Source organism: Streptomyces sp. NPDC059874, from assembly GCF_042731135.1.
Taxonomy (GTDB): Bacteria; Actinomycetota; Actinomycetes; order Streptomycetales; family Streptomycetaceae; genus Streptomyces.
On the sequence record NZ_JBHWJY010000016.1, the window covers coordinates 74,612 to 91,156 of the forward strand.

A 16,545-nucleotide genomic window follows, 5' to 3' on the forward strand; every position below is an offset into this window, starting at 1 on the left:
GCGCTGACGGCCTGCTCAGCACCAGGCACAGCCCCGCGCCGTCCGAGCGCTAACACATCCGGGTGATCTTGTCCTTGGCGTCATCGCTCTGCTGCGTCGGGGCTGATCGACTGTGATCTGGCGACCGCACGGTCGCCCACGACAGGCAAGGGAACGCCAGATGACAAGCACGGGTGAGCATCGCGGACAGGCTCGGCATCGAACCGGACCAGGTGGTCCAGGAACTGGGCTGGGGCGAGGATTGTGACCATGAGGTCCGGACCGCGGTGGAGGAACGCGCCGGATCAGAGCTCCTCGACGAGGGGTCCGACGAAGTCGTCGACGTGGTCCTGCTGTGGTGTCGGGAGAGTGACGGCGACCTGGTGGACGCGCTCGTCGACGCAGTCGCCCCGCTGGCAGAACACGGGGTGATCTGGGTACTCACCCCCAAGCCCGGCCGCGACGGGTACGTCGAGCCCTCCGACATCGCCGAAGCCGTCCTCACCGCCGGCCTGACGCAGACCTCCGCCATCGGCGTCGGCGAAAACTGGTCCGGCATCCGCGTCGTCTCCCCCAAGACAGTCAAGACCACGCGCTGAAAGCCAACGTCCTCCTTCCGAGCGAGGGTCGTGGTCCCTGGCTGACCGGTCGGAGGCACGGCGGTTCGCATGCGAAGGAGCACTTGGTGGGGCCGTTGGGACCGCTAGAGCGTGTCCCTTTGGTGGGTTGGCGCCGGTGGTGTGGTATCGAGCATTTGCTCGGTGCGCTCGAGCCAACTCCGGTACCAATGTGCGAAGTCGTGCCCGGTCGGCTCGATCCCTCGGCCTGCCGGTCTCAGGTCATCCCAGATGGCACCTCGGTGCGGACCCGTCATCACCATCAGCGACGCATAGCCGCATCCCTGCTCGCTGAGGAACACCGCGCCCGCCTCCTGAGCGTCATACAGCTCCTCGTAGCGCGCATCCCAGGCCGCGTATGCGCGTCGGAACTCGGCGTCGGCCGTGAAGGCTTCCTTCGTGGGCTCCTCTGCCTCGAGCGCGGCGAGCTCCCTCTGCAGCGCCTCGGCCACGAAGGGCCTTCCGGCGAACTCGGCGGTGGTCGGCTGCGCGGCGAAGGCAAGCCCGATGCCGAGCCACTGCCATCCACTGTTGCCCAAGACCGGTGTCATCAGGCCGTAGTAGGGTCCGGCGCCCCCTCCTCCGACACGGAGCAGGAAACTCCGATACTGCGCGGGCAGACCAGCGCCCAGGTCCGCCTCCAGCGCCCGGAGCTGTTCCTCACCCATGACCGGACCAAGGCGAAAGCCATGCCCCCGAGCCCCGAAGACCTTGTCCGCTCTGGGATGTTCGGCGAGCCGGAGCACCCGCTCCCGCACCCCTGCCCACGTGTCCTCACTCATGGCCCCACGTTAGTGAGAGGCGCACTGCACCGGCATGGGATTTTCCCGCGGAGCATGGGGCCCAGTGCACGCTGCCTTCTGCCGTAGCTTGAAGCCATTCCAAGTAAAAGTGCGCAGCCGCCAGTCGGGAGCACTGCTGTGCTGACCGCCTCGCGAGACTCACGAAGGTGCCTGTTTCGCGTCGTTTCGCAAAGTGATCTCCCACCAGGTCGTGCCGCCCGCCTGACCCGGCACGGGCGTGCTCTCCTCGTACAGTTCCGTGCGTCCCCGGAGCACCGCGAGGTGTACGGGCAGGTGCTGCTCGGGCACGACGAGCGCGTACCCGCCGACGTCGTCCGTCGTCGTGGATACCGAGCGGGCGGACTCTGTCCGGGCCCGGACGGTGAGTCCCGGTAGGCCCCGGCCGTCCTCGCCGGCCACCCGGCCGTGAATGACCAGGGCACCCTCCACGGGCCGAGGCAGCGGGACCGAGATGCGCCCCGCCTCCGTGAGGGATGTGTACCGGCGCCGGGTGATTTCCTGCTTCCAGCCGTGCGCCGCGCGGACTGCGGGCGACTCGGCGCCGTCCCGGGCCGCCAGGCGGGCCAGGTCGAAGGCCAGCCCTTCGGCCTGCTGCGCGTCCGCGTCTGCCGCCGCCAGCAGAGCGGCGACCCGCAGGGCATCGGCGGCGCCGGTGATCCCGGCCAGCTCGTCACCGAGCGCGTCGATCTGCTCGTCGCCCTTTTCGTCGTCCTGTTCGAGGATCGCGCCGATCAGCCGTACGGGATCGAGGCTGGTGCGGACGCGCGTGCAGGAATCTTCGGAGGTGAGCTCCAGCTCGCTGCTGTTCGAGTGGTCCACGACGACCTTCCCGGCGGCGGCCACGCAGTGGGTGCTGTGATTGAGAACCGTGGTGTTCAGGGCGCCCAAGCTGTAAGCCGAGAGCGAGGCCCGCCCAGGTGCCTCGCGGAAGCGGTTGGCGGTGACTCGCACAGACCAGCCCAGGAAGCTGTTCGCGTTGCGGGACTCCAAGTCGTCGGCCGTGCGTACCTGGTTGTCAGCGGCCACCAGGTCGTCACCGGTGATGATTGCAAGCGTGGTGGCCACGTCCTGCGCTCCCCGGGAATCAAGGGACACCTGGTTGTCCGAGAAGAGCAGTGGTCCGCCCATGGGTTGAGGTGTGCCTTCCTTGGACAAGGACGTTGACAACCCGCCGGCCAGGCCCGCCGCGTGCAGCCGGAAGCTGGCGCCGCCCGCGTTCCGTGCCGTCGCCAGGCCGAGCATCAGGACCGCCCCGCCTCCGACGATGGTCAGCGCGGCGGTCAGCCGGGCCGCGGCCGGCGCGGGGTCCTCGTCGGCCAGAGGCAGCCATCTCCGGAACTCGTCGGCCGAGCTCGTTCCGGCCCGGACCGGCTGGACTTCGTCCCGTACTTGAATGGCCGGGATCGCCGTCCCGGCCAGCGCGTTGTCGCTGACCGCCGCCGGGCCCAGGGCCCACAGGAGAAGGGCCCGGCCGCACGGGTGGGAGACCAGGTTCCGCTCGATCCGGGCAGCCGGCCGGGTCGGCGAAGCCGACTCATCAGACGCATCCGATGTGTCCGGGACGGCGTATGGGACGCAGATGCCGTCCCGGGGCCCGGGTAGCGGACGCCGGGACCAGCGGCCGTTGCCCTCGATCCGGTTGTCCCGGACGACCAGCCCTTCGACGGCGGCGGCATACAGGCCGCACACCGCGTGATCGTGGTCCGACCCGTTGCCGGCGATGAGGTTGTCGCGCACGAGGAGCCCGCGTACCCGGTCCAGGGCGATCCCGCCGAAGCCGGTGCGCAGGACGGCGGCCGGATCGTGGGCCGCACGGACCTCGATGCGCAGGCACTGCTCGATCCGATTGTCGTCGATGACCACGTCTTCGAGCTGGTGGGCTCCGCGGGTGCCGCGCGGGCGGCGCACACTGGCGATGCCGCTGCCCCCCATCCTCAGGATGCGGTTGCCGGTGATGCGGAGACCGGTGACAGGCCCTTCGGAGAGCGGCACGGCCGGCTCGCCGTCGCCCAGGTCCGGCGGGGGGCTGTCGTCATCCCCCGGTTCCAGGTGCAGGCAGCCGCTGTCGTCGACGACCACGACGAACGGTGGATACCGCAGTGCCCGCGCGAGTACGGCGTACCAGTCCCGGGACAGGAGCTGGAAGTCCGCTGCCCCGACCCACACCACGCTGCCGAGCGTGATGCCGTTGCCGTTGCCGGAGTCGATGACATTGCGCCGGATCTCCACCCGCTCGCTGCCCCCGCCGATCTGAAGCCCGCCGAGCGCCTGGCGGAGCAGCGGTAGGGGGCGGCGCACGCCAATGAAATTGCCCTCGATGAGCACGTCGTCGGCACCGATGAACACGGTGGGGTGTGCGCCCGCACCGCCCGGCACGAAGGACGCCTGAAGTTTGAACAGTGCGAACATCGAGTCCCGTACGCGGACCTGCCGCCACCCCGTCACCCGCAGCGCGCTGCTCATGGAGGCTTCCACGAGCATGTCCCGCAGTTCCAGGCCCTCGCTCGCGGACAACGGCCCGGGCGTGGCGATGGCCTGGACGCAGATGGATCGCCGGGCCTGCACTGTGAAGGATTCCAGGACGACCCGCGAGCCGTCCTTCACGAGGACCACGGGCTTGGAGGCGTCCTTGGCTCCGTCCTCCTCGGCGCCCGAGGTGTTCTCCGGGTCCGGCTCTCTGACCAGGGAGCGGATACCGCACCCGACAACGCGCACGTCCTTCCGGTTCTCCACGCAGAACCGCTGGAAGTACTCGCCCGGCAGCAGGCGCACCTCGCCGCCCCCGGGCGGCAGGCTGTCGACCGCTTCCTGGATGGAGATGAAGTCGCCATGGCTGTTCACGCCGTCCCCGACCGTGACGGTGCAGCAGCCGCCCCGGCGGGTGAGGGGCGGGAACGACGGGACACAGGCGTCGACGACGGTCCCGGTGCAACTGGCCGCGTTGGTCGTCCACCGGATGACCGCGACAGGCGCCGCCCACCGCGTGAAGCCGTGCGGCGCGCGTCCCTGTTCCAGGTCCCACGGCACCACGCGGGTCGGAGTCTGCGGCCGGGCGGCGATGGTCCAGTGGTCTCCTGGCCGGCGACGCGCCCCGTTGACGGTGACGTGCAGGCCGGTGTGGGCGAGAGGGACGGCGATGCCGTCCGGGCAGGGGATCTCCAGCGGGGAGGTGGTGTCCGAGCCCCGGTCCCAGACGCGCAGGAAGTAGTACGGGTCTCCCAGGGCCTTCGCGTCCAGCCGGCCCTGCCACGCCTCACCGAAGCCCGCCGGGATGGGCGTGGCGAGGGTGAGCGCACCGCTGTCCGGGTCGTACGAGCCGTCCACCCGCGCGAGCAGCCCCGTACGCTCGGCGATCTTCTGACCGTTGGGCAGCAGCGCGCCCCACGGCAGTAGTTCAACCACCTGTCCGGCGGTTGGCCAGTGCGCCTGGTCGGGCGGCTCGGTGTCGAGGGTGACCACCCGGAGTTGTCCGTCTCCGTCCGTGCCCAGCTTGACCCGGTACAGGGCGGAGGCGTTGTCGAAGCCCCAGGTGAGCGCGGTGCCGTCGGCCACGAGCTGGACGCGGATCGCCTGGTTGTCGGGGCCGAGGTAACCCCCTTCGACGGCCGGGGAGCACAGGTCCGCGGGGTCGCCGCCGGGGTCGTAGCCGACGGTCAGCACCGCGTCGCCGGCCACTTCCGGGTATTCGCCGGGCTCGCCGCCCAGTTCGGCAAAGACGCTCTGCCAGCCCTCCTGGCACATCGCGGAGCCGCTGTCCGCGGACACCCTGACCCGTCGTACCACCCGGGTGCGGGCTGAGGTGTCCCGGGCCCCGAGGGCGGTCTCTTGGAGTTCGGCGTCCTCCACGGCGGTGACGTCCTGGAGCACGGCCTCGATCCACACCAGGTCGTAGCGCTCCCCCGCGGCGGGCGGCTCGGGCCGGTCGTCCGCTGACTGCTGGAGCCAGTCGAGCTGGGTCTGGAACGTCTCGGTCCCGTCGGTCTCCAGCCGCAGCCCGCCCAGGTAGAGGGTGCCCGGCGCGAGAGTGAAGTCCACTCGGCCGTTGGTGATCTGCGGGTTCGTCACCCGGAACCCGCCGTCCGGGGTGCCGGCCGGGCCGATGAGGTCGGCAAGGGCATGCCGTCGTTCCTCCTCGGCGATCTCGTGCCCTGCGTTGAAGTCGTCGTCGCTCAGGACCCGGCCCATCTGCAGACGGGTGCCTTGGTAGCCCTTGCGCCCGCTGTGCGCGGCGCGGGAGAGGTCGATCGCCACGGTGCTCCCGGGGGTGAACTAGGTTTCGAAGACGACGTGGGGGACGAGGTCGAACGGCGCGTACTCGCCGGCCTTCGCGAGCAGCCCGTCGAGCCGGACCGGCCCGCGCAGCGAGGACCACACTCCGGTCTCGGAAGTGTCCTCGGCCCCGCGCGCCACCGCCCGCGGCGCGGTCAGGGCCAGTTGGGTGTAACCGGGCCGGCCGAAGATCAGCGAGGTGAACAGGCCCTTCGACGAAGCCAGGACATGGGACCGGTAGGGCCGGGGCAGTCGGCTGGCGGCCGGGGCTGCGCCGAACCGGAAGCATCCGTACTGGGTGTCGGTCACCGTGACCTCGTCCGTGGCCAGCAGCTCGGTGGCCTTCATCCGGTTGACGGCGATCGGCCCGATGACCGTGGCGCGCGCTGCGTCGAGCAGGGCGCCGGGCGCGCCCAGCGCGGGCGCGCCCCCGTTGGCGTGGAGGATCGAGTCACGCAGGACCACGGTCTCGACCGAACCGGTGACGGCGACCGGCCCGCAGACGGACCGGTCGATCATCAGGCATTCCACATGGCCCTCGACGGTGAGTGACACGGGGGCGAGGACGCCTCCGCAGGCGTCGGTGCCACCGGGGTCGAGGGTGACGTGCCGCAGGACGACACTGCGGAAGCTGCCGCGCAGGCGCACCGCCGCAGGGGTGCTTCCGGCGCCGAGCCAGAGGCCGTCGAGGACGAGTTCGGCGGGGGTCGAGGCCTCGGCTTCGAGCTCCCAGGCCCCACCGAGCCGCACATAGGGCCGCTGCCGGTCAGCCGCCTGGACGCACATCGTCCGCACTCCTGCCGCCTTCGGCAGGCCGCTGTAAGTGAGGCTGTCCACGATCCGGGTCACGCCGTCCGGTCGCACCGAGCCGGAGGCGATGGCCCCTCCCCCGGCCAGGGTCGCGTCGGCGGGCAGAACGGCGGCGGAGCGATCCCACGGCCCAGCGCCGACCGGCCCCGGGAATCCGATGTGGTACGTCGCCCGCAGCGCGGCGGACGACGACGGAGGCGCCGCGAAACGCACCCGGCCGTGCTCAGGGTCGACCAGCACGTCCGCGCCCTGGGGCAGGGCGGCAGGGCTGACGAGTGCGCCGACGGCCACCCGGTGCGGCGGGACGGTGGTGCCGGGGGCGGTTTCCAGGTGCAGAGAGTCGGGCAGGAGGGCGGCCTTGCCGCAGTCTGGGTCGAGGGCGGTTTTGCGCAGCGCCTCCCAGACCGGACCGGCCTGCACGCCCGCGCTGCTGCCGGCGGGCAGCGCGCGTACCGCCCGCAGCAGCGCGGCCTCGCCGGCCAGCCGCCGCCCGGCAAGGCGGCCCAGGTCCTTGGCAGCTGCGGCGGACAAGCCCGCGGCCCGCAGTGTCTTGAGCACGCTGTCGGTGATCACGTAGACGGCGTCGCCGAGCACGCGGCAGCGCATCGGCGCGGCCAGTTCCCAGGGCCGGGCGGAGCGCCACTCCTCCCAGTCCTCGGGTCGTCGGCGGCGTTGGAACAGTGGCACGGCACGGCCCGAGGGGTCCAAGGTGCGCAGGGACGCGTCGGTGCCAGGGGCCCCGGGCACGGCCCCGGTGATCCGCCAGGCGGGCAGCCGGTAGAGGTGGAAGGCGGCTTGGTGAATCCCGTGGACGCCCCGGATGCCCGACGCGCCGTACCCGTCGGCGGTGCCACGGGGACGGCGCAGGTCCGGGGTGTGGTGGTACTCGTCGAAGGGTCCCCGGGCGAGCTCGGTTCCCCGGAGCGCGCGCAGATCCGCCAGGCCTCCCGGACGGGTGCCGGTGACGGGGCCCGCGATCGGGCCGGGTGCGGGGTCGAGGGCATGCCGGAACCGGCCCAGCCGGCGGAACATCTCGACCACCACGCCGTCCCAGCCGGTGATGTCGGAGATCAGCTCCTCCAGTACGCGCGGAGTGCCCTTGCGCCGCCGGTAGTACACGGTCTTCGCGACTTCGACGCGCTGTCCGCGCGGGTTGAGCGCGGATCCCAGCCGGGTCGCGACCAGGTCGGCGAGGTACGGGACCGCCCAGTCGTCGGCCCGTTCCACGAACGGGTCCTCGCCGAGCCGGTCCACGCTGCGGCGCGCGGCCGCCAGTTCTGCCGCCACCGTCTCCGTGAAGGCGCGCAGCACGCCCCGTCCGTCGGGTGAGGCGTCGGCCTCGCGGTGGACGGCAGGGATCAGGGACCACAAGTACTCGGCGTAGACGCGGTCGTAGCCGTCATCGGCGAGGCGGCTCACCCTGCCACCGCCGCGGTCGTGGCAGCCGCCTCGGGCATCGCCGCCGTCGCGGCCGCCGTCACGGTCAGCTCGCCGGCGGCCAGGAAGTCCAGCCACCGCCCGTCGGGGGGCGTCAGCGCCGCCGTGTCCCAGGGCACGCCGTCGAGCGTCACGCCCCGTACAGCGACCGCGCCCTCGACCGCGAGGACCGACTCGAAGAGCACGCTGCGCATCAGCGGGCCTCCGACCCCGAGCCGGGCCGGGGCCAGCGGGGATTCCTGGCCGCCGGCCAAAGCTTGGTGCACGGAGGCGGCCACGGTCGCAGACTCGTATCTGGGGTCTGCGGCGACATCGATCACGAGTCGGCCAGGGTGCGCGGGCGCTGCCTCGGCCTCGACCGGGGTGCACGGGTCGGTGACGGCCCGTACCGCACGCGCGACCGAGGGCGCGAGCTCCGGAGGGCCGATGAAAGCGAGCCGGAGGACGAGGCGTTGGCGGCGGGCGCTCCAGCGCCGGTCCACGCGTACGTTCTCGACGCCCGGCACGCCCGCCGCCACCGCTGCCACATCGGCCAGGGACACCGCGCGGCCGAGCAGCAGCGCGGAGCGCGGCGCCCGCTGCCGGAGGCTCGTGGGGCCCTCGGCGTCCGCGCCGCCCCACGCAGCCACCGGCTGGAGCACCTGGGCGAGGCCGGGCACTGGCCCGGCGATCTGGGTGACGGAGCCCGCCGACGGGCTCTGCGCGCCCGCGCCGAAGCGGTAGCGCGCCGTCACCACCGCTCCGGTGGGCAGCCGGGCGCCGCGCTCGCCGCCGCCGAAGACGACGTCGGTGGCGCCGTCGGGCCCGGGGCGGGTGAGGTAGACCTCGTCCAGCGGGCCTGCGTTGGTGAAGGAAGGCACCTCGCGCCAGCGGCGCCCGCCGGCCGAGACTTCCAGCGCGGCACGTACCCCGCTGTCCGTGCCCGGTGCGGCCAGGTGGGTCAGGGGCTTCTTGGCCAGGGTGAACCGCTGCCAGGCCACGGTGGCGTCACCGGTCCCGAGGACTTCCCGGGCGACGTGCTCACCACGCGTCGCCGTGAGCACGTTGCCGTGAAGCGTGACGGGGGCGGTGAGCGTGCCCGCCCAGCCGGTGCCGGCGTCGGGCGTGAAGTGGCGGGTTGCGGGGTCCAGGGCGCCGCTGACGGTGGCACCCTCTCCTGCCGCCGGTACAAGCAGGAAGCGTCCGGGCAGGCCGCTCGCAGAGCCGGCCGCTGGGGCGGGCAGGACGGGTGCTTCGACGGCGAGGGGGTCGTCGGCCGCGAGACCGGGCCGGTGCGGGAGGACCGGGCGGCCGGCGGGCCGCAGCCCGGTTCGTACCACCAGAGCGGCCGCGTCGGCGACGGACCAGTCCGAGTCGGCAGGCGACTGCTTGCGCGCCGGGTCGTTCGCCGACGCGTCCAGCGTGAGGGTCGTGACGGGGACGGTGACGGCGGGGCTGGTGACGGACCCCGTCTTCTTGCCGGCGGCGTCCTTGAGTTCGGTGGTGAGCGCGGGAGTCACCGTGCGCGGCTCTTCGGCAACGGCCACGATTCGGAACCAGCGGTGCTCGTCGCCCTTGCTGACGATTACGGCCTCGCCCGCGCGTACCTGCCGGTGCAGTCCGTCGAGTACCAGCGTGGTGGAGTCGGTGCCGACGGAGAGCGTCGGGCCGTCACCACGGGATCCGAACAGGTGGCCGATGATGCCGGCGCTCGGCGCCGTGAGGTGGTCCACGGCCGGGCCGATGGCTGACATCGAGCCGGCGGCTGACACTGCGCCGGCGATGCTCTTGATCCTGCCCAGGTGAGCGAGCCCCGCAGCCAGCAGCATGTCGTCCGGGGCGGGCAGCTTCCAGAGCCCCACCGTGCCGCCAGGGCGCAGCAGTTCCACCTGGGCGAGCGAGGTCCCGGCGGGTAGCCCCGGAGGCCGGTCGAGGGAGGCGGTGGCGTACGTGGCGCCGTCGTCCGCCGTATAGGTGCCGGTGGAGACAACAGTGACGACCTGGCCGCCGCCGGGCCGGGTGACGAGGATCGTGTCCCCGGGGGTGAGGGCCGCGCCGCGCGGGTCGAGGAGGAGGGCCGCCTCGGCGGGCGCGGGCAGCACGTCGGGGCGGACGGCGGCCAGCGGCCAGGCGTTCCAACGGGGATGGATGATGATGTCGGTGTCGAGTTCGAAGACCTGGGGCGGTCCGCCGTCGGGCAGGGCCGCCGAGCGGAAGGCGGTGCCGGCCGGCAGCCGTACCGCGTCGGTGCCGTCGGCGAGGGCCGCGAGGGCGACCGTTGCGGCCACGGCGGGTCGGGGCACGTACCCGAGCAGAGCGACCAGTTCCCGCAGCGAGCCGGGCAGGCGGGCGGTGCGTACGAAGCATTCGTGCGCGATGGTCTCGTCGTAGAAGCCGACGACGTCGAGCACGTAGGCCCACAGTTCGAGGAGCAGTACGCCCGCCTCACCGGGGGCGCGGCTGCGCCAGCCCTGGAGCGCCGGGCGGGTCAGCGCCCCGGCGAACAGGGACCGGCGGTAGTCGGCGAAGGTGCTCGGCTGCCGGTCGAGTCGGCCCCGGCCCGGCGCGATGGCCGTCGGCCGGCCGGGCGGTGGCAGCCCGTCGCAGGCGCAGCTCACGTAGTGACTCCCATGACCCGCCGTCTGACCGGTGGGCGGGGACCGAACCCGCCGCGACACCGCGCATCGGCTGCCACGGTCACCTAACGTAGCCTCACGCCCCTCCTTCGGTGATGATGTGCACCGACCCGCGCTCTGGGCGTGTCGTGTCCTGCTCGACACGGACCACCTCGTCGAGGGCGACGCGGAACTCCAGCTCGGTGAAGTCCCGCCAGTCGAACCGGCCCCGGCGGCGCAGCCGCAGCCCGCGCACCGCCCGTACGCCCGGGACCTGTTGCACGGCGGCCTCCAGCCGTGACCGGAAGAGCGGGGTGCCGAAAGTGAAGTGGTCGGGGTCGAAGAACCCGCCCCGGCGCCGCTCCCCGCACGCCCCCGGCCTGCCGAGCAGGGCCTGCAGGACGGCGGCTTCCACCTGGCCGGGGTAGGCGTCGGGTGCCACGCAGACCCGGATGGCGAGGTCGAGGTCGGCGTACCGGGGTGGCCGGGCGTGTGCCTCCCGGCCGGCTTGCCGGAACCGGTCCAGCTGGCGTGCCGCCTCATCTCGCTGACTTTCCGTCAGTTCTGCGGCTCCGAGGGGGTCGGCGGTGGCGAACACCGTCGGCCAGCTGCCCGTCCAGCGCACGACGGCACCTGCCCGCTGCACCCACGGCAGCCGTTTAACGACCTCGGCGTAGTCCTCTGGGCGTACGGCCCGCAGCGCGATGGCGTGGAAGGCGTCGGGCGCCTCGATCCGGACGTCGGTGAGCGACTGCGGGTCGCGGCCACCGTGAGTGGGCACCGGGTTGGTGACGGACTCGACCCCCGGGACGCCCTTCGGGAAGGTCACGAGGGTGCCAGCGGCGATGTCGTCGCGACGGCCGTGGCAGAGCCGGTACGTGGCGCGGAAGCGTGTACCGTCCCGGGGTACCTGGGCGAACCCGCCGTCCCCGAACCGTACGGTGACACCCTGCCCGGAGGCGAAGTCGCGGTGAACGACCTCCCCGCCTGGCACCCGGTACGAGGCGACCCGCTGCCAGGTTCCGTCCTCCAGGGTGAAGTCCGTGGAGTCCGGCAGCGAGGAGTTGACGCCCAGCAGGGAGTGCTTCCAGACCCAGCGCGGTTGGTCGCGCGGGGTGCCGCTGTCGTCCAGCTCCTGCAGCAGCACCTCGGGGCGGAGCCCGACGCCGGCGGGCAGCCAGGCCAGTTGCCGCCGGTCGCTGCCGGGCAGGGTGAAGCGGTGGCAGACCCCGCCGCCGGGCCCGGCCCGCTCCACTGTCCGGTCCTCAAGGGCTGGAGCGACAGCGGTCCCGCCGACCGCGGATGGCCCTACGCGGAAGTCTGCTGTGCGCTTCTCTCCGGCCGTGGCGGGGATCAGGTTGCCGCGCACGGTCAGGGCCGTGAGGTCCAGTTCGTACGGCGTCGCCTGCGCCGACTCCCATTGGATCGCCGTGACGTTCGTGGCCAGGACCGGGTCGTGGGCGTCGGCCGCCGCCACCACGCGTACGGGCCAGGCTCGAGCGGGCAGCGCGGAGCCGGCAGGAGGGGTGTGCTGCAACAGCAGCCAGGTGCCGGCCGGGCGCCCGTCGGGCACGTCGTCGAAGGCGAGCGTCTTCGCGTGCTTGCCCGCGAGGTGCAGGGACGTGGCCCCGCAGGGCAGGCAGACGGCGTCCTTGTCCCACACGTGGGGGCGGAATTCGTTGCGGGCCAGGTGTACCTCGTAGCCAGGCTGAGGGTCGTGCAGCCCCCGGCCGACTTCGAAGACGGCGCCGCCGTCCGCGCTGGTGACGACGGTCCCGGCGTCGACGGTCACCTTTGTGGCGGGACCCGGTGCGACGGTGACGTCCAGCCAGACGGTGCTGCTCTCGCCGTCGTCCAGGTGGTGGTCGATGAGGCGGGCATGGCCGCGCACAGACCGGCGGAGTACAGCCGTGGACCAGAAGGCCTCGCGGGCCCAGCGGTCCTGGGTGTAGGCGAGGTCGTCACCGACCGCCGCGGCCAGCTCGGCCCACATCACGCCGACGTCGGCCTCCAGCCGGTCTTCCCAGTCGGGGTGGCGCCGGGCGGCGAAGTCCAGCAACGCCCGGCGCAGCGAAGCGAAGTCACGGGCCAGGTAGTCGACGGGGAAGTCGCCGTCGGCCGACGGCGGGGCCGCGGCATGCGGCGGGTCGCAGTCCAGGGTGGTCGGGCAGGCGGCCTTGAAGGAGAAGACGGTGCTGTTGTGGAAGGGGTCGATGCGCGGACTGTCGAGGGTCAGCCGGTGCGGTCCGAACCGGCCGGGGCTGGGGAGGGTGAGGCGCAGCACGGTACGGTCCTGCACCCCCTGTGGCCAGGGTGACACCACGTTCACGGGGACGAGCGTGTGCCGGTCGGTGTCGTAGACGCTGACGGCCTTCGCGGGCAGTGCGCCGGGCAGAGGCGGGGCGAGGGTGTCGGGGTCCCGCAGGAAATAGACGTCGAGCACGGTCTGCGCCGGATGGACATGGACGAAGTCGATGCCGGTGACTTTGTCCTGGGCGAGCAGCGCGGCGAGCCGGTCCGGCGCGGAGGTTCGGTCGGAGGCGGCCATGTCACAGACCGGTCTGCTCGTTGAGGTACCGGCGCTCGCCGCTGGCGCGCAGCGTGTACGCGACGGTGATCTCCACGCGATCCTCCACGGCCTGCACGGCCACGTCGTCGACCTCGATGACGGGGCCCAGCCAGCGGCGCAGCGCCTCCGCGACGGTGACCCGGGCCAGCGCCGCGCCCGCCGGGTCGTTGGGCGCGAACAGCATCCGACGTACACCGCACCCGAAGTCGGGGCGGTTGACCCGCTCGCCCGGGTCGGTCAGGAGAACCTGCCGCATCAGCTGTTCGACGTGCCGCGCGTAGTCGTCCTCGCGCGCGACGGCACCCAGGGCGGCGTTGAGCCCGAGGGGCCAGCGCAGCGCGGTGAACCGCGCGGGGACGGACTCGGCGGCCATACGGGCCTCCTCACGTTGGGATCTGGCGGGTTCAGGCAGTGCTGACCAGTGGCTGGACGGCGACGATGCCGACGGGGCCTTGGGGCGCGCCGGTCGCGGCCAGGCACACCCCCGCCGATCCGCGCGACACCGTCGCGGCGCCGCCGGCCCGGGCGGTGAGGTCGGGGACCAGCCACTGGACCCGTACGCACGGGCTGGGTACCGGTACGACGGCCGGGATCTGGAAGGGGCAGCCGGTCACGGCGAACGTGTCGGCGGTGGTCGCGACGGCAGCCCCGGCGATCGTGACCCGCGCGGCCGCGGCGGTGATCCGTACCTGACCGCCGTGCGGGCAGACCAGTACGGACGCGGTGGTGAGGGTGTGGCCGGGCACGCTAGCCCACCCGAAGGGCGGTGTCGTTCAGGGCCACTCCGGTGCCGCTGACCTCGACGGTGCCGCCGCTCCCGGACTCGCTGCGTACTCCGGTGCCACCGACGACGTGCCGGGCGAGCGCCAGGCCAGCAGGGGCCTCGACAGTGGCGCGGGCGCCGAGGGCCACCGCTGCGGCCAGGTCGTTCGCGAGCCGCACTTCGCCGCTGCCGTCGTCGAGTCGCAGGGTCGTCCGGCCGGTCCGCAGGACCTTGACGCCGGGGCCGGAGGTGTGCGGCAGCTCGCCGTCCGCCCAGAAGCAGCCGGTCCACACCGGGAACGAGGGATCACCCGCCTCGAACTCCACCCACACGGCGGTGCCGGGCTCGGGCAGTGCGTACAGCCCCACGCCAGCCCCCGCGTACGGCACGCACGGCAGCGCCCACACCTGCTGGTCGCCGAGCACGGCCGGGACCTTCACCCGGATCCGGCCGCGGTCCGTCGGGTCCTTGCTGTTCACGACCGTGCCCCGGTACTTCCCGAAGAAGTGCGAGTACAGGAATTCCAAGACCTCTTCCAGCGGCTCCCGCTGCCCGATCACGATGCCCGTCCGCTCATGTCTTCCGTCCCCATCCGTTTCTGACCAATTCGAACTGCATGGTGTGCGCGGTCTCGTCGATCCGGTGCCGCACCCGGGCGCACAGCCAGGGACCGCTGTGCCGCGATCCGGCGCCGCGCAGCCGTACGACCGAAGGGGCGCGCAGGATGCCGCCGACGAGCCGGGCGGTGGTGGTGCCGGTGGCGCGCGCGAAGAAGGAGTTGGCGGTCACTTCGGCGGTCAGCCGCCCGTGCAGGTCGGCGGAGTCGTCCGCGGTCACGGGGAGCCAGGCTGTGCGACGGGCGGCGTCGGCCGCGATCTCGGCGTACGGGCGGGCGCCCAGCACGGCGAGCGGGGACTGCGCGACCCGGCCCTGCAGCAGCTTCTTGGAGCGCGGGTCCAGCTGGGCCGCCGCTCCCGCGGCAGGGCGCTCGGTGTCCCAGGTGATCTCCAGGGACTCCACCGAGGGCGGGTCGGTGTTGATGCTCAGCTCGGCGGCGGAGTCCTGGTCGACGGGTGGCGGCCGGAAGTGCAGGGTGTGCGTGCCCTGTTCGGCGGAGGTGAGCCAGGCGCAGTAGCCGTTGCGCCGGGCCAGGCGCCGGACGAGGGCGAGGTCCGGTTCCCGCTGGACCAGGGCGTGGCCGGTCTCGGGGCGTACGGTGGCGGTCGCCGCCACGTCGGCGGTGAAGCCGTACCGGGCCGCCAGCGTGGCCACTGCGGCGCTGTCGCTGCCGTCGGCCCAGACCTCGGCGCGGTCCTCGCGAGCCATGACGACGGACGCGTCCGCGCCGTGCACGGTCAGCCGGGAGCCGGTGCCCCCGTGCACGAGAGTGATGCGCTGGCCGGTGACAGGGCCCCAGACCAGGCAGGCGCGCTGTCCGCCGGCCGCGGCGACCACCGCCAGTTCGCCGCCCGGGCCCACCCGGGGGTCGGTGAGCAGGGGCAGGTCGCCGCCGCGCACGGTGAGCGGCAGGTCCAGGGTGAACACGGTGGGTTCACCGAACCGCTGGTCGACCTCGATCACGGCCGCCGCGGTCAGCTCGTCGTCGCGTGCACCGTTCACGAGAACGGCCGCCCCGTGGGCCACCGTTATCCCCTCCGCACCGGGATGTCGATCTCGCGTGCTTCCGCGAGCGCGGCCGTGAGCATCACGTCGTTGCGTTCCGCGATACGCCACCACAGCGTGGCGTCGCCCAGGTAGCGGGCGGCGAGGTGGTCCAGGCGCTCGCCCTGCCGTGTGCGGTGGATGCCGGCCGAGGGGGTGGCGGGCGCGGGCGGCACCGCGACCACCTGGACCAGGCGGCCGCGGTGGTCGGGCACGTTGTAGGTCTCGACGGTGGCGTACCGGCTGGGTGGTTCGAACATGGGCGGCTCTCTCGGGCCTAGAGCGGGAGCATCCCGGCGACGGACTCGACGGAATTGGCGAGGTTGGCGGTGGCCAGCAACTGCTTCTGCGCGAGGGTGAACTCGTACGCGGTCTTCGCGATCTTCACGGCCGTGGTCTCCTCGCGGTCCGCGAGGGCCGCCGGAGTCAGCACGCGCATGCCCATCGAGACCTTCGCGCGGATCGGGTAGAGCAGCGGCGAGAAGGCCTGCTCCTCGACGGCGAAGCTGGTGATCCGCACGGGCACGATCCGGCCCGGCCCCCAGAAGAACAGCACGACCGGCACCTCGGGGCTCGGGACGATCTCCACCTCGGCGGAGGCACCGATCTCGAGCCCGCCCACCGAGACGGACACCGACACGCCGAGGGACCCGGAGAGCAGCCCGTCTGCGGCGTCAGGGGCGGGGTAGAGCAGCATCTCCAGCGCTGCCAGCCGGTCGGCGACACCGGACAGCGCGGCGACGGGATGCGACTCCGGGTACTCCAGAGCGTCGGCCGCGTCCAGCTCCAGCACGACCGTGAACTCCTCTTGCGGGTCGTACGGCTGAGCCAGCCCGGCCTGCTGTTGCTGCCCTTGCCCCGAGGCGGCCGCTCCGTCCGGCCCTGCCTCGGGCGGCGCCCAGGGCCGCAGGGTGCGGGCCAGGGACTCGGGGTTGTACTGGAAGACGATGAGACTGGGCACGGGTACGAGCAGCGGAGCGGAGAACTGGATGAGCGCGCCTTTGAGGAGCTTGGGGGTACGGGTGTATCCGGTCTCGGGCAC

12 protein-coding genes are annotated in these 16,545 nt (G+C 72.8%); 1 reads left to right on the forward strand and 11 read right to left on the reverse strand.

Annotation, left to right across the window (positions count from 1 at the left end; all coding sequences use genetic code 11):
* The first annotated feature begins 173 nt into the window (after nucleotides 1-173).
* On the forward strand, nucleotides 174-578 hold the full coding sequence (locus ACFV9H_RS12270; RefSeq protein ID WP_385396757.1) for a DUF3052 domain-containing protein: 405 nt from the start codon (nucleotides 174-176) through the stop codon (nucleotides 576-578).
* Between the two features lie 104 nt (nucleotides 579-682).
* Here ACFV9H_RS12270 and ACFV9H_RS12275 read toward each other — a convergent pair whose 3' ends face one another.
* The 11 genes from ACFV9H_RS12275 to ACFV9H_RS12325 all read right to left on the reverse strand — a co-directional run bounded on the left by ACFV9H_RS12275 (nucleotide 683) and on the right by ACFV9H_RS12325 (nucleotide 16,545).
* Nucleotides 683-1,378 (reverse strand): SMI1/KNR4 family protein, encoded by a 696-nt coding sequence (locus ACFV9H_RS12275; protein ID WP_385396759.1) that lies wholly within the window; start codon nucleotides 1,376-1,378, stop codon nucleotides 683-685.
* Nucleotides 1,379-1,537: 159 nt separating this feature from the next.
* On the reverse strand, nucleotides 1,538-5,650 hold the full coding sequence (locus ACFV9H_RS12280; RefSeq protein ID WP_385396761.1) for a DUF6519 domain-containing protein: 4,113 nt from the start codon (nucleotides 5,648-5,650) through the stop codon (nucleotides 1,538-1,540).
* An 18-nt stretch (nucleotides 5,651-5,668) separates the two neighbouring features.
* Nucleotides 5,669-7,897, reverse strand: a complete 2,229-nt coding sequence (locus ACFV9H_RS12285; protein WP_385396763.1) for a hypothetical protein — start codon at nucleotides 7,895-7,897, stop codon at nucleotides 5,669-5,671.
* Nucleotides 7,894-10,512: a hypothetical protein gene (locus ACFV9H_RS12290; RefSeq protein ID WP_385396765.1), complete on the reverse strand. Its 2,619-nt coding sequence runs from the start codon at nucleotides 10,510-10,512 to the stop codon at nucleotides 7,894-7,896. Before ACFV9H_RS12290 ends, ACFV9H_RS12285 begins: the two co-directional genes overlap by 4 nt.
* 94 nt (nucleotides 10,513-10,606) lie before the next feature.
* Nucleotides 10,607-13,057, reverse strand: coding sequence for a hypothetical protein (locus ACFV9H_RS12295; protein ID WP_385396767.1), 2,451 nt, complete (start codon nucleotides 13,055-13,057; stop codon nucleotides 10,607-10,609).
* A gap of 1 nt (nucleotide 13,058) precedes the next feature.
* Nucleotides 13,059-13,451: a GPW/gp25 family protein gene (locus tag ACFV9H_RS12300; RefSeq protein WP_385396769.1), complete on the reverse strand. Its 393-nt coding sequence runs from the start codon at nucleotides 13,449-13,451 to the stop codon at nucleotides 13,059-13,061.
* A gap of 31 nt (nucleotides 13,452-13,482) precedes the next feature.
* Nucleotides 13,483-13,824 (reverse strand): hypothetical protein, encoded by a 342-nt coding sequence (locus tag ACFV9H_RS12305; RefSeq protein ID WP_385396771.1) that lies wholly within the window; start codon nucleotides 13,822-13,824, stop codon nucleotides 13,483-13,485.
* A gap of 1 nt (nucleotide 13,825) precedes the next feature.
* Entirely contained in the window at nucleotides 13,826-14,401 is a 576-nt protein-coding gene (locus tag ACFV9H_RS12310; protein WP_385396773.1) for a phage baseplate assembly protein V, read from the reverse strand.
* Nucleotides 14,402-14,414: 13 nt separating this feature from the next.
* Nucleotides 14,415-15,461 carry a phage late control D family protein gene (locus ACFV9H_RS12315; protein ID WP_385396775.1) on the reverse strand — a complete coding sequence of 349 codons (1,047 nt, stop codon included), beginning with the start codon at nucleotides 15,459-15,461 and terminating at the stop codon, nucleotides 14,415-14,417.
* 26 nt (nucleotides 15,462-15,487) lie between these two features.
* Nucleotides 15,488-15,763, reverse strand: a complete 276-nt coding sequence (locus ACFV9H_RS12320; protein WP_385396777.1) for a hypothetical protein — start codon at nucleotides 15,761-15,763, stop codon at nucleotides 15,488-15,490.
* A 17-nt stretch (nucleotides 15,764-15,780) separates the two neighbouring features.
* Nucleotides 15,781-16,545 carry a hypothetical protein gene (locus ACFV9H_RS12325; RefSeq protein ID WP_385396779.1) on the reverse strand — a complete coding sequence of 255 codons (765 nt, stop codon included), beginning with the start codon at nucleotides 16,543-16,545 and terminating at the stop codon, nucleotides 15,781-15,783.

Bases quoted from the DNA above. Each gene is read 5' to 3' on its own strand.
- ACFV9H_RS12275 (WP_385396759.1), bottom strand. From the start codon at position 1,378: ATGAGTGAGGACACGTGGGCAGGGGTGCGGGAGCGGGTGCTCCGGCTC.
- ACFV9H_RS12295 (WP_385396767.1), bottom strand. From the start codon at position 13,057: ATGGCCGCCTCCGACCGAACCTCCGCGCCGGACCGGCTCGCCGCGCTG.
- ACFV9H_RS12300 (WP_385396769.1), bottom strand. From the start codon at position 13,451: ATGGCCGCCGAGTCCGTCCCCGCGCGGTTCACCGCGCTGCGCTGGCCC.
- ACFV9H_RS12320 (WP_385396777.1), bottom strand. From the start codon at position 15,763: ATGTTCGAACCACCCAGCCGGTACGCCACCGTCGAGACCTACAACGTG.